The sequence below is a fragment of the Cyanothece sp. BG0011 genome (assembly GCF_003013815.1).
In the GTDB taxonomy this organism is placed as follows: Bacteria; Cyanobacteriota; Cyanobacteriia; order Cyanobacteriales; family Microcystaceae; genus Crocosphaera.
The window spans coordinates 1-12,479 of the sequence record NZ_PRLH01000112.1; the positions used below are offsets into that span (position 1 = coordinate 1).

Here is a 12,479-nt window from a genome sequence, read left to right on the forward strand (position 1 = left end):
TATTAAACTTTGCCCACCCTACTTTTAGACTATTTTAAGTTTTTTAAGTATTTAAAAAAATGACACAATTAACAACAGAAAAGCAACAAACTTTAGAACAATTAATTGAAGAAATTAGCCGTTACGAAGAAATTGTTAGTCAATGGGATAAAAATCAACAGGTTGCAGTGGAACGGTTAAAAGAAGCCATTGAAAACTTACACAAAGAAGCTTTAACCCGTCTCATTAAAACCCTAAAAAAAGAAGCCTTACCGGCATTAAAAGAGGCGGTACAAGATGAATTAGTCTATGGACTCTTACGCTATCATGAGTTAATTAAACCCCCGACACCCCCGTTAGAACAACGTATCCAACAAGCTTTAGAAACAGTACGGCCAGGGTTAAAAAGTCATCACGGTGATGTGGAATTAGTGGCTATTCAATTACCTGATACGGTAGAAGTCAAATTAATAGGAACTTGTAGTAATTGTCCGGCTTCTACACTAACCATGAAACAAGGGGTAGAACAAGCGATAAAAACCTATTGTCCTGAAATTAAAAACGTTATCTCTGTCAATAATACAGTTACTTATACAGGGGAAAAAATAGAGAGTCCTTTTAGCAGTTCTCAAGACGCTGGTTGGGTTGCTTTAGCTAGGGTTGATGAAATTCCTAACGGGGGAATCTTACCTTTAGAAATTGAGGGGTTAAAGTTAATTTTAGTGAGGAAAGATGACATAGTTAAAGGTTATCGTAACAGTTGTATGCACTTAGCCATGCCATTAGATACAGGAAAGGTAGAAAATGGTATTTTGACCTGTTTACATCATGGGTTTCAGTATCATTTAGAAACAGGGGAATGTCTCACTTCTCCAGGAATATTTCTTGAAGCTTATCCCGTTAAAAGAAAGCAGGAAAAAGTGTTAGTTAAAATTGCTTAGTTATCAGTTATAGTTTTTTGTTTCAGATAAACTTGATGGATGGTAATGAATCATGCAACAGCAACAAACTTTTAACAGCAGTTTCTTAAGTAGAGTTTTTGTTCTGCTTTATGGTGTCTTTTGTTATTTTGCTTTCCTTTTAACTTGCGCTTATGCTGTGGGTTTTATTGGTAATATTTTTTTACGAAAATCCCTTGATTCTAATGGTCAAGAATCATTAGTCACTGCTTTATTAATTGATGTGGGTTTGTTGAGCATTTTTGCGTTACAACATAGTGTGATGGCCCGTAAACAATTCAAAGCTTGGTGGACACAGTTAATTCCTAAACCGATGGAAAGAAGCACCTATGTTTTATTTTCTAGCTTAGCTTTAATCCTTGTTTTTTGGCAATGGCGACCCATTGGTATGACAATTTGGCAGTTTGATAATTTAGTCGCACAAATTATCTTTTATTCTCTATTTGCGTTAGGTTGGATAATTGTTCTGGTGTCTACTTTTTTAATCAATCATTTTGATTTATTTGGACTGCGACAGGTTTATCTTTATTTTGAAGGAAAAGACTATACTCCATTAAAGTTTAAAACCCCTGCCTTTTATCAATATGTTCGTCATCCTTTATATGTGGGTTGGTTTCTCGTATTTTGGATGACTCCTATCATGACAGTTTCTCATCTTGCCTTTGCTTTAGTGACGACTATTTATATTTTAGTGGCTATTCAATTAGAGGAAAAAGACTTAGTTGATATTCATGGAGAAAAATATCAAAATTATCGTCGTCAAGTGCCTATGTTAATTCCTTTTATTGGTAAAAAATCTTAAAAGAAGGCAGGAGTTGAAAGGCAGAAGGCAGGAGGTGTGTTAGATAGAGGGTGAAACCTAAATCTAACCTGAGAAAGTTAACAGTTGTATTGAGATTTAGTTTTATACATTTTCTAATGTCTTAGGAACTTTTAACCCTAATAAGAGAACTCTGGTTGCCATAAATAATGATAAAGCTAACCACAATAAGTTACTACTATTGTAATGCCAAGCGATAACAGCTACGGGAACAAACCCCAAAAATGTTGACCCTAAAGCTGTGTTTCGTAACATCACACCTTCAGCTAAACCGATAAAATACCCATCTAAAATAAAAGCAATGGAACCAAAACCCAGTACCGGTAATAACCAAATAACATGAGATGTCAGATAAGGATAAATTTCAGTGTGATTGGTTAATAAACTAAATAACGTTTCAGGGAATAAAACTAAAAGGGAAACTGACATTAACGCTAAGATAAAACTTAGACCTGCCGAAAACTTAAGTAAAGGCATTAACTGTTTTTTAATGCCTTGTCCTTTGAAATTACCGGCTAAAGATTCAGTGGCAAAGGCTAAACCATCAATAAAATAAACCACTAAAGAAAAGACTTGTAATAATACCGAGTTTTCTGCTAAAACTAGAGTTCCCATGGCAGAACTAACATTGGTAAATAAAGAGAAAGCAGATAATAAAATCAATGTCCGAATAAATAAATCTCGGTTTAACATTAAATTCCCTTTCCACTGTTCAAAAGAAAGCTTTTTAATCACTTGCTTAACTTCTTTCCAGTTAATATCGAGTGCTACAAAAAGAACCCCAAATAAACACATAATAATCTGACTCAAAGATGTGGCCAAACCAGCCCCACCACTGTCTAAACCCCAACGAATAATTAATAAGTAATCCAGGATAACATTAGCCCCATTACCAATAATAGAAAGCCACAAAACTTTACTACTTTGTTCTTTTCCTAGAAACCAACCAATGAGAACAAAATTAAGTAAAGCAGCCGGTGCGCCCAAAATACGATTATCATAATAAGCTTGAGCAGAGGCTTTAACTAAAGGGGCAGCACTGACTAAATTAAATCCTATCCACCTTAAAGGATACTGTAAAACTAAAATAATTAATCCTAAACTTAAGGCTAATAGTCCATTTTTTAGCAGCACTAATAAAACTTCTTGAGAGTCTTTTCGTCCCATTCCTTGCGCAGTTATTCCCGTTGTGCTAGTGCGTAAAAATCCCAAGGCACGATAAAGATAATTAAAAATAATCGTGGCTAAAGTTACCCCGGCTAAATGATGAATATCCTGTAAATGGCCTAAAAAAGTGATACTGAGTAAACCAGCAATAGGAACCATTAAATTAGATAAGATATTAATGGAAGCTAAACGGAGAAAACGCCAGGAAAAAGAAGGTAAGTTTAAAAATTCTAGAAAACGATTCTTATAGGCTTCTAGATGAACTATCTTAAAAGAAGATTCCATATATTCCTTGTAATAAGCTTTTATGTAAATTTAAAAATCCATAGGTTTATTGATTCTATGGGTTGATGATAATGATAATTAATTTTTGCTTAATTATTCAACTATAACACTACTAGGCAATAGGCAAGGGTTCTCCCCTAACAAAAGGGGGAGTTAGAAGGGGTGGCAATGGGCAATGAGTAAGCGATGAGTACACATACTCAAATGCACTTGTACCGCTTTATGAGAAAAAAAACCTATTTCTTTAGAAAAGTTTACTTTTGATTAACATCTTGTTACAATGCCTGTGTGACAACGCTCAAATCGAGCTTGTAATTCCTGATCTCAGGAAACGCAATTTTTCATAAATATCACATACATCATACGCGCATACGCAAGGATAACTATGGTTCAAGCAAAACCGTTGACTGATAAGACTGTTTCTAAGTCTAATCAGATTATTCAGTTCAATCACCCTGTAAAATACCGTACTTCGGAATGGTATACAGGACATGGTGAAATTGTCGCTAGTGGAGATAATCGTTCCTTTGAAGTATCAGCCAGTTATAACTTAAAAGCAACGGTTAAGTTAGTTAACGAAATCTTAAACATCGATAACCCAACCTTAGCCGAGATTTATAGTAGTCGTGGTCGTTGCGTTGCCATTGTTGATCTTACCGTTGACGAACTGTATGGGGAAGCAATACGTCGTTATTTCGAGTATCATGAAATTCCCTTGGAATTACTGCCTTGTCGTGCCTGGGAATCCGATAAAACTCCCCAAACCGTTAATAACTTATTAGCCTTTCTCGGGAAAGATGGGTGTGATGTTTCCCGTAACGAACCCGTTTTAGTTATTGGTGGCGGCGTATTAAGTGATGTGGCCGGGTTAGCTTGTGCATTGCAACACCGTCGCACCCCTTATATTATGATCGGAACTACGGTGGTTGCTGCCATTGATGCGGGTCCGTCTCCTCGTACCTGTACCAACGGCAGTCAATTTAAGAATAGTATGGGGGTTTATCATCCTCCTGTTCTCACCTTAGTTGATCGTACCTTTTTCCGTACCTTAGACACCGGTCATATTCGTAACGGAATGGCTGAAATTATTAAAATGGCGGTTACCGATGACCCTGTTTTATTTGAATTAATGGAAGAATACGGCACTCGTTTATTAGAGACTCATTTTGCTACCTTAGACGGGGATGAGGACCTACAAGAGATCGCTGATGAAGTGATTTATCGGGCTTTATTCTCCTATATGAAGCATGAAGGGACAAATATGTTTGAAACCTATCAAGATCGTCCCCATGCTTACGGACACACCTGGAGTCCTCGTTTTGAACCAGCAGCCAAGTTAATGCACGGTCATGCGGTTTCTATCGGGATGGCCTTTGGTGCCAGTTTAGCCACAGAAATGGGTTGGTTATCTCCAGAAGATCGCGATCGCATTATCGCATTATGTAGTTCCATCGGCTTATCTGTATTCCATCCCATCATCGAAGACATGGACATCATGTTAGAAGGACAGAAAAATATGCGCCGTAAGCGTGGAGAAGGTGGACTTTGGGCCCCATTACCCACAGGGATTGGAGAATGTGACTTTGCTCAAGAAGTTTCATCCGGGTTACTACAACAAGCAGTGAATAACCATAAGACGTTGTGTGTTTCCTTGCCATCTGGGGGAGAAGGCAAGGAAATGTATCTCAGCGATCTTGGTTTAGCATAGGAGGGATTAAAAGATGAGTCAATTATTAACCACTCCACCGACGGCTAGACCGGTCACGCCTTTAGGCATTCTAGTGGAAAAATTAGAAAATGTCCGTAAATTGGCTGAAAATGAAGAAGTTTCGGCTTCTCTATTGACCGCATTACAAGAGGTGGAAGCCTTAGCATCAGGCATTGATCCCTATCTAGATGACTGTACTACCGAAGAATCCGCCGCTTTAGCCAACTTAGCCCAAAAAACGGCACAAGAAGACTGGAGTAAGCAGTTTTCCGACGGTGCAACGGTCCGTCAGTTAGAACAGGAAATGTTATCGGGCCACATTGAAGGACAAACTTTAAAATTGTTTGTTTCGATGATGGGTGCAAAACGTATCCTGGAAGTAGGAATGTTTACTGGTTATTCTGCTTTAGCGATGGCCGAAGCGTTACCGGAAGATGGTTGCGTTATCGCTTGCGAAGTGGATCAATATGTGGCAGACTTTGCTCGCGCTTGTTTTGATGAGTCGGAACATGGGCGCAAAATTGACATTAAAGTGGCTCCTGCATTGGAAACCATGCAAGCCTTAGCAGAGGCTCAAGAATGCTTTGATTTAGTGTTTATTGATGCCGATAAGACCGAGTACATTGACTACTTTAAACTGCTGTTAGAGCGCAATTTAGTGGCTTCTGGGGGCATTATCTGCGTGGATAATACTTTGTTGCAAGGACAGCCCTATTTACCAGCGCAACAACGCACAGCTAACGGAGAAGCGATCGCTCAGTTTAACCGTTTTGTGGCGAATGATGACCGTGTGGAACAGGTATTATTGCCCCTGCGCGATGGGTTAACCCTCATTCGACGAAAATAGTTGAATCATGAATAATGCTGTAGGGGTCAACGGCCGTTGACCCCTACACAGACATTTTTGCTAACAAGAAATTTAGAAAAAAATAATGACTGCTTTTTTCAAAACCATCGGTACATTGGGATTACTTTTAATTGCTTTTCCCATTAATATAACTATTGTTTTTTTGTCTCTTATTATTGGTTGGGTTACGTCTCCTTTTTCTCAAAGACAGGTTAATAAAACTCCTAAAAAAGTCCTTTTAACTGGGGGTAAAATGACCAAAGCGTTGCAACTTGCCCGTTGCTTTCATCAAGCTGGTCATGAGGTTTATTTAGTTGAAACCCATAAATATTGGTTATCAGGACATCGTTTTTCTAATGCTGTCAAAGGATTTTATACCGTTGACGCACCAGAAAAAGATCCAGCCGGCTATTATCAAGGACTATTAAATATTGTTCAAAAAGAAAACATTGATATTTTTATTCCTGTTTCTAGTCCTGTTGCCAGTTATTATGATTCAGTTGCTGGTAGTTTATTAACCCCTTATTGTGAAATAATGCACTTTGAACCTAACACAACAAAGATGTTAGATGATAAGTTTGAATTATGTCAACAAGCAGAGGTATTAGGGTTATCTGCACCGCAAGCTTTTTTAATAACTGATCCTCAAGAAATACTAGAGTTTGACTTTGAAAAGAATCAAGGGAGAAAGTATCTTTTAAAAAGTATTAAATATGACTCTGTTTCTCGCTTAGATATGACAAAACTTCCCTTTGTAGGAATGGAAGACTATGTTAAAAGTTTACCCATTACTAAAGATAATCCCTGGACGATGCAAGAATTTATTACAGGGAGAGAATACTGTACCCATAGCACCGTTAGAAAGGGAAAAATAAGACTTCATTGCTGTTCAGAATCCTCTCATTTTCAGGTAAATTACCAACATATTGATAAGCCAGAGATTTACACATGGGTTGAAATATTTGTCAAGGAATTAAATCTAAGTGGACAAATTTCTTTTGATTTTATTCAGTCAGAAGATGGTACAATTTACCCCATTGAATGTAACCCTAGAACTCACTCCGCTATTACTATGTTTTATAATCATCCAGGGGTAGCTAATGCTTATCTGAATGATGGTGAAACAGGAGATAAACCCATCACTCCTTTAGCTGAGAGTAAGCCCACTTATTGGCTATATCATGAGGTTTGGCGGTTGACTGGCATTCGTTCTTTATCTGATTTTCAAGCTTGGATCAAGAATATTACAACAGGCACAGATGCTATTTTTCAATTCAATGATCCTTTGCCTTTCTTAATGGTTCCTCATTGGCAAATTAGCTTATTATTACTGCAAAATTTAGTCCAGTTAAAAGATTGGGTTAAAATTGACTTTAATATTGGTAAATTGGTAGAGATTGGTGGCGATTAGGTGAATGTAGAATTTAGAATGTAGAATTTAGAATTAAATTAAATTTAAACATTCTTTCTTAACTCTGTACTCTAAAGAATAATGGTTGATCAAATTGGCATCATCATAACTTTTATCTTTTTTCTGCTGTTATTTACAGGAGTAGGAACCTATTCAGCTACTAAGAAACAAGCCACTACTACTGATTATTTATTAGCCAGTCGTCAGGTTAACCCTTGGTTAACTGCCCTCTCAGCTATGGCAACCGGGCAAAGTGGCTTATTATTCATCGGACAAGTCGGTTTTGCTTATAATATCGGCATTTCCGCCATGTGGCTAATTATTGGTTGGGCGATCGGCGATTATCTCGCTTGGTTGTTCGTTTTTCAACCTTTGCGAGAACAGTCTGAAGCCACAGCATCGGATACGGTTTCGAGCTTTTTAGGCAAAAATATTAAAGGATATCGCCTAATTGCCTTATTTTCTGCCATTATTACCATTGTTTTTCTCGGTTCCTACGCAGCAGCCCAACTGGTAGCCGGTAGTAAAGCTTTAAATGCAGTGTTTGGCTGGAACTACAACCTAGGGATTATCGTCGGGACGGTTATTGTGGTCATTTACTGCTTTTCTGGGGGTATTCGTGCATCCATTTGGACTGATGCCCTACAAGGTATATTAATGTTCGGGTCCCTATTGTTATTATTGGCGATCGCAATTATTCAATGTGGTGGTTTTTCCAATCTTTGGGCATCTTTAAATCAAATTGATCCAAATTTAACTAATTTTAGCCCTCAGTCTCTACCGTTAGGCTTCATACCTTTCCTTATTGGTTGGATCGTGGCCGGGTTTGGAGTCGTCGGCCAACCTCATATTATGGTCCGGGCCATGGCTATTGACTCACCGAAAAATATTGCTTTCGCCAGAAACTTAAAATTGAGTTTAGGCTTAACTAACTCTTTCTCTGCGTTGGGTATTGGTTTAACCGCTAGGGTGTTATTACCTGAGTTACTGACTTCTGGCGATCCAGAGTTAGCCTTACCCTATCTTTCTTTGGAGTTGTTACCGGTTGTTTTAGTGGGGTTGATCTTAGCCGGACTATTTTCTGCAACCATGTCTACGGCAGACTCACAAATTTTATCTTGTTCTGCAGCCTTAACTCAAGACGTTTTCCCTGGAATGTCTCAATCTTATAATTTCGCTAAAATCGGCACGTTAACCGTTACTGCGGTTATTTTAGTCATGGCCTTAGCAGGAGATAATAATGTCTTCGCCTTAGTTACCTTTGCTTGGTCAGCCTTAGCCTCTGGGTTGGGACCTTTGTTACTGGTGAAAGTGTGGCAACAACCAGTTAATACCATAACGGCGATCGCAATGATGATCGTAGGTATTGCCACCGCCTTGATCTGGAATTTAGTCCTTAACCTCTCCGATATCGTCTACGAAGTATTACCCGGTATGGTTGCAGGAATGGCTGTTTATGGCGTGTATTGGTTGGTAAGGAAACAGGGAAAAGTAACTTAATTAATTCATTTTTAACTATTAATCAGGAGATTTAACTATGTCAGTTCTTAATATTCTGCATTTAGTCGGTTCAGCCGAAAATCAGTTTTATTGCGACTTATCTCGTCTTTATGCTAAAGACTGCATTGCAGCAACAGCAAAACCCTCGCGCTATAGATTTTTTATTGCTTATATTACCCCCGATCGCTTGTGGCGTTTTCCTGCATCGTTAAGTCGCCAAGACATTAGTGTGGCTAAACCGTTATCCCTCTCTCAAGCTATCCAGTGGATCACAGAACAAAATATTGACTTAGCCTTACCTCAGATGTTTTGTGTTCCAGGAATGACGCAGTATCGCAGTTTATTGGATCTTCTCAACATCCCTTATTTGGGCAATACCGCCGAGTTAATGGCCTTAACCGCAAACAAAGCCAAAGCTAAGGCGATCGTCCGTTCAATGGGGGTTAAAGTCCCTTACGGGGAACTTTTACGCCAGGGCGACACCCCAAACATACGGCCGCCGGTAGTTATTAAACCGGACAACTCCGATAACTCTTTAGGGGTAACATTGGTTAAAACAATGGACGAATATGACGCAGGGCTAAAAAAAGCCTTTGAATATGCCGATCAAGTATTAGTAGAAGAATATATCGAACTGGGAAGAGAAGTGAGATGTGGAACCATTGTAAAAGAAGGTGAATTAATTAGTTTACCCTTAGAAGAATATGCCGTTAATACTGAAAATAATCCTATTCGTAACTATGAGGATAAACTAAAAAAAGATGATGCAGGGGAATTAACCTATGCGGCCAAAGATAAGAAAAAAGCTTGGATAGTTGACAGTAATGATCCTGTAACTCGACGGGTTCAAGAAATAGCCAAACAATGTCATCAAGCATTAGGTTGTCGTCATTATAGTTTATTTGATTTTCGTATCGATCCCCAAGGACAACCCTGGTTTTTAGAAGCTGGTTTATACTGTTCTTTTTCCCCGAAAAGTGTTATCCCCATGATGGCAGAAGCGAAGGGCATTTCTTTAGATGAACTATTAGAAATAACCATCAAAGAAACCCTCAAATAAAACGGTAGGGTGGGCAATGCCCACCTTAATTATTTATAGATTAATCAAGCAATAATGTTAGAAAGGGATTAGAAGGTGACAAACGTTCATTTCCTTCAATAGCATTATAAATTTCATTGTTTGAACGGATAAAATTCTCTTCTTCCCAAAATTCTCCTTGTTCAAGTATTGAATGTTCTTTATCGAATTCTTGATCTATATAGCTTGCTTCATAATATTCTTGTTCATCAAGCAAGTCATGTTTTTCTTTTGCTTCTTGATCAATATAGTAATGTCCATCATCATCTCCTGGATCAAAATAGTCTAATTTTTTATGCTCATAACTTGCCCATTCATCAATTTCTTGATGTTTTTGTTGAAAATATATATTCAAATATTCTAATTGTATTGTTTTTTCACTTTCAACTTCTTGATGATAGGGTTGATGAGACAGTTGAGCAACTAAAACATAAAGATGTCAAAAATTTAGACTGGGAACATTTAATTGAGGAAATAGAAGCATTGGGAAACGAACAAAGACGTAAAGTAAGAAGTTATTTAAAAAAACTTTTTATTCATTTACTTCTTTATGGTTACTGGGTTGCAGAAAAAGAAAGATGTGCTAAAGGTTGGCGAGATGAAATTGATAACTTTCGAGATGAATTAGAGGATTTATTAGAGTCAAAAGTTCTTTATAATTATTATAAACAAGAGTTTGATAGAATGTATCAAAAAGCAAGGTTAAGGGCAATTCAAAAAACAGCTTTATCTTCCTCGGTATTCCCTAAAAAATGTCCTTTTACATCTGAACAAGTTCTTGATTTTGAGTTTTTACCAGAATAATGCAAGCAAAAGTTACTAATTATAAGTTAAACTTCAGTAGGGGCTTAATAATATTAAGCCCTTACAAAAATATTAAATAAGACTTCCATTCGTTAGTATTGATTATTTTCACGTTGCATCTATGGGAAAAATCTATTAAGATAATAGAAAATTATCTTTAAAAACGTCATAAATATTTTCTGAAGATCAATGAATCAAATTGTAGACACAATTTTCAACAGCATAAATGACCTTATTGCTAGTGCTATCAAAGGTATACCCGCAGTTTTAGCTGCAATTATCATTCTCATTTTAACCAAATTTGTCGCCGACTTTATTTGCAGGTTAGTCAGTAAGATTGGGGAACAAACCATTAAAAGTAATTCATTACAACTGCTTTTAGCAAAAACAACCCATGTATTAGTTTGGGTTGCTGGCATTCTTTTTGCTGCGGTTGTTGCCTTTCCTGGATTAAGATTAGGGGATATTATTGCTACATTGGGACTCAGTTCCGTTGCCATTGGTTTTGCTTTCCAAGACATTTTCAAGAACTTTTTAGCCGGTATTCTATTATTGGCACAAGAACCCTTTCGTATCAATGATCAAATTATCGTAGGAGAGTATGAAGGCACAGTAGAAGCCATAAGTGTTCGTACCACACAAATCAGAACCTATCAAGGGGAAAGGGTGTTATTGCCCAATTCTACCGTATTTACCAGTGCAGTTCAAGTAAGAACCGCTTTTAATTATCGTCGTACTGATCTAGGGGTTGGAGTCGATTATAACACCAGTTTACCTCAAGCAAAATCCATTTTATTAAAAACCGTTGATGATATTCAAGGTATATTAGAAAGTCCTGAACCGGAAGTTGATTTAGTTAGTTTTGGGGATAGTTCTATTGATTTAATTGTCCGCTATTGGACAGCCCCATCTCAAGCAGTAGTAAGACGAATTCAAAGTAAGACCATTATCGCCATTAAAGCAGCTTTTGACGCAGCGGATATCAATATTCCTTATCCCATTCGTACGGTTTATCATTACGATCAACACGATTATAATGATTATCTTCCTAACGGAGCTCAAGAATCTAACGATTCTAAGGAATACGCTAATCATCACTAAATCTATATTTGCTATGGCTATTTAAGCTGATCTAAAAGGCCATAGCAACAGAAAAAATTAAATTTTCTAGTGGAAATTGTCACCCTGTCATTTAGAAAGAGATATTATAAAATAATAATCAGAAGACTCAAGTGAGGAGACAATCAATTATGGATGTTAAATTAATTTTAGTCGTTTTAACCGCTTTATTTACCGTGTCTTGTTTATTTTTTGGCACGAAAAACGGCTTTTATGACTCTGATAACTACGACGGCAATGGTTCAGCCCATTAATGACTAGGATTAAAGCGCAGCGCAAAGCGGATCTCTTCGAGATCGCTGCCTAAATGTCCATCCCACTGTTACCTCATCAACTCACACACCATTTGGGGACTAAAGACAGGTATCACGAATTATCAAGCCCAGAAATTAGAGCATTATCACCAATCACCACAAATTTGATCTATCCTAAAATTTGAGTATTTTGTGTGTGGTGTGAGGAAAACAATGGTATATCATCAAAAGGGATCTAAAGTAGCCCGAAAAAAAATATCGAGGTTACCTTTGTTAGCTTCAATATTTTACGGTTGTTCTTACGGGATTTTAGGGTGGGGTGTAATACAAGGTTTCCTAGTACCTGCTAGTTTAGCTCAAGAAGAAATTGATCTCCTTGAGGTGGAGGAGTCTCCTGTCGAAACCTTTCGAGACGAAGATATTCCCCCAGGACCGATCAACCTCCTTTATTTGATGTGAGAACCTCAGAACAGTTTAATCTCTATCGTTTAGCCATTGGGGATGCCATTACTGTTACGGTTCTTGACTTTGAGGAATTTAGTTTTGCC

13 protein-coding genes are annotated in these 12,479 nt (G+C 37.6%); 11 read left to right on the forward strand and 2 right to left on the reverse strand.

Features of this window, described 5'->3' with window-relative positions:
- Positions 1 to 59 precede the first annotated feature (59 nt).
- Entirely contained in the window at positions 60 to 920 is an 861-nt protein-coding gene (locus C4E06_RS14955) for a NifU family protein (RefSeq protein WP_107668794.1), read from the forward strand.
- Positions 921 to 972: 52 nt separating this feature from the next.
- Entirely contained in the window at positions 973 to 1,740 is a 768-nt protein-coding gene (mddA, locus tag C4E06_RS14960) for a methanethiol S-methyltransferase (RefSeq protein ID WP_107668795.1), read from the forward strand.
- 102 nt (positions 1,741 to 1,842) lie between these two features.
- On the opposite strand, the gene gntT is transcribed toward mddA, so the two are convergent.
- Entirely contained in the window at positions 1,843 to 3,210 is a 1,368-nt protein-coding gene (gene gntT / locus C4E06_RS14965) for a guanitoxin biosynthesis MATE family efflux transporter GntT (protein WP_107668796.1), read from the reverse strand.
- A 385-nt stretch (positions 3,211 to 3,595) separates the two neighbouring features.
- On the opposite strand from gntT, the gene C4E06_RS14970 reads away from it, so the two are divergent.
- From C4E06_RS14970 to C4E06_RS14990, 5 genes are all read left to right on the forward strand, one after another.
- Positions 3,596 to 4,918, forward strand: a complete 1,323-nt coding sequence (locus C4E06_RS14970; protein ID WP_107668797.1) for a sedoheptulose 7-phosphate cyclase — start codon at positions 3,596 to 3,598, stop codon at positions 4,916 to 4,918.
- Between the two features lie 13 nt (positions 4,919 to 4,931).
- Positions 4,932 to 5,765: an O-methyltransferase gene (locus tag C4E06_RS14975; RefSeq protein WP_107668798.1), complete on the forward strand. Its 834-nt coding sequence runs from the start codon at positions 4,932 to 4,934 to the stop codon at positions 5,763 to 5,765.
- Between the two features lie 85 nt (positions 5,766 to 5,850).
- On the forward strand, positions 5,851 to 7,176 hold the full coding sequence (locus tag C4E06_RS14980; RefSeq protein WP_107668799.1) for an ATP-grasp enzyme: 1,326 nt from the start codon (positions 5,851 to 5,853) through the stop codon (positions 7,174 to 7,176).
- Positions 7,177 to 7,257: 81 nt separating this feature from the next.
- A complete protein-coding gene (locus C4E06_RS14985) occupies positions 7,258 to 8,676 on the forward strand; it encodes a sodium/proline symporter (RefSeq protein ID WP_107668800.1) in 1,419 nt (472 codons plus the stop codon).
- A gap of 37 nt (positions 8,677 to 8,713) precedes the next feature.
- On the forward strand, positions 8,714 to 9,736 hold the full coding sequence (locus tag C4E06_RS14990; protein WP_107668801.1) for a D-alanine--D-alanine ligase: 1,023 nt from the start codon (positions 8,714 to 8,716) through the stop codon (positions 9,734 to 9,736).
- 40 nt (positions 9,737 to 9,776) lie between these two features.
- On the opposite strand, the gene C4E06_RS14995 is transcribed toward C4E06_RS14990, so the two are convergent.
- Complete coding sequence (locus C4E06_RS14995) at positions 9,777 to 10,109, reverse strand: hypothetical protein (RefSeq protein ID WP_107668802.1); 333 nt, start codon at positions 10,107 to 10,109, stop codon at positions 9,777 to 9,779.
- A gap of 14 nt (positions 10,110 to 10,123) precedes the next feature.
- Here C4E06_RS14995 and C4E06_RS15000 point away from each other — a divergent pair, with 14 nt between their 5' ends.
- From C4E06_RS15000 to C4E06_RS15010, 4 genes are all read left to right on the forward strand, one after another.
- Complete coding sequence (locus C4E06_RS15000) at positions 10,124 to 10,558, forward strand: DUF29 domain-containing protein (protein WP_232826258.1); 435 nt, start codon at positions 10,124 to 10,126, stop codon at positions 10,556 to 10,558.
- Positions 10,559 to 10,747: 189 nt separating this feature from the next.
- Complete coding sequence (locus C4E06_RS15005) at positions 10,748 to 11,659, forward strand: mechanosensitive ion channel family protein (protein ID WP_107668803.1); 912 nt, start codon at positions 10,748 to 10,750, stop codon at positions 11,657 to 11,659.
- Between the two features lie 149 nt (positions 11,660 to 11,808).
- Positions 11,809 to 11,931, forward strand: a complete 123-nt coding sequence (locus tag C4E06_RS29225; protein ID WP_087591386.1) for a hypothetical protein — start codon at positions 11,809 to 11,811, stop codon at positions 11,929 to 11,931.
- Positions 11,932 to 12,144: 213 nt separating this feature from the next.
- Complete coding sequence (locus C4E06_RS15010) at positions 12,145 to 12,390, forward strand: hypothetical protein (protein WP_198648704.1); 246 nt, start codon at positions 12,145 to 12,147, stop codon at positions 12,388 to 12,390.
- Positions 12,391 to 12,479: the final 89 nt, after the last annotated feature.

Coding starts and splice junctions, on each gene's coding strand:
- C4E06_RS14955 (WP_107668794.1), top strand. CDS start 60: ATGACACAATTAACAACAGAAAAGCAACAAACTTTAGAACAATTAATT.
- mddA (WP_107668795.1), top strand. CDS start 973: ATGCAACAGCAACAAACTTTTAACAGCAGTTTCTTAAGTAGAGTTTTT.
- gntT (WP_107668796.1), bottom strand. CDS start 3,210: ATGGAATCTTCTTTTAAGATAGTTCATCTAGAAGCCTATAAGAATCGT.
- C4E06_RS14970 (WP_107668797.1), top strand. CDS start 3,596: ATGGTTCAAGCAAAACCGTTGACTGATAAGACTGTTTCTAAGTCTAAT.
- C4E06_RS14975 (WP_107668798.1), top strand. CDS start 4,932: ATGAGTCAATTATTAACCACTCCACCGACGGCTAGACCGGTCACGCCT.
- C4E06_RS14980 (WP_107668799.1), top strand. CDS start 5,851: ATGACTGCTTTTTTCAAAACCATCGGTACATTGGGATTACTTTTAATT.
- C4E06_RS14985 (WP_107668800.1), top strand. CDS start 7,258: ATGGTTGATCAAATTGGCATCATCATAACTTTTATCTTTTTTCTGCTG.
- C4E06_RS14990 (WP_107668801.1), top strand. CDS start 8,714: ATGTCAGTTCTTAATATTCTGCATTTAGTCGGTTCAGCCGAAAATCAG.
- C4E06_RS15005 (WP_107668803.1), top strand. CDS start 10,748: ATGAATCAAATTGTAGACACAATTTTCAACAGCATAAATGACCTTATT.
- C4E06_RS29225 (WP_087591386.1), top strand. CDS start 11,809: ATGGATGTTAAATTAATTTTAGTCGTTTTAACCGCTTTATTTACCGTG.
- C4E06_RS15010 (WP_198648704.1), top strand. CDS start 12,145: ATGGTATATCATCAAAAGGGATCTAAAGTAGCCCGAAAAAAAATATCG.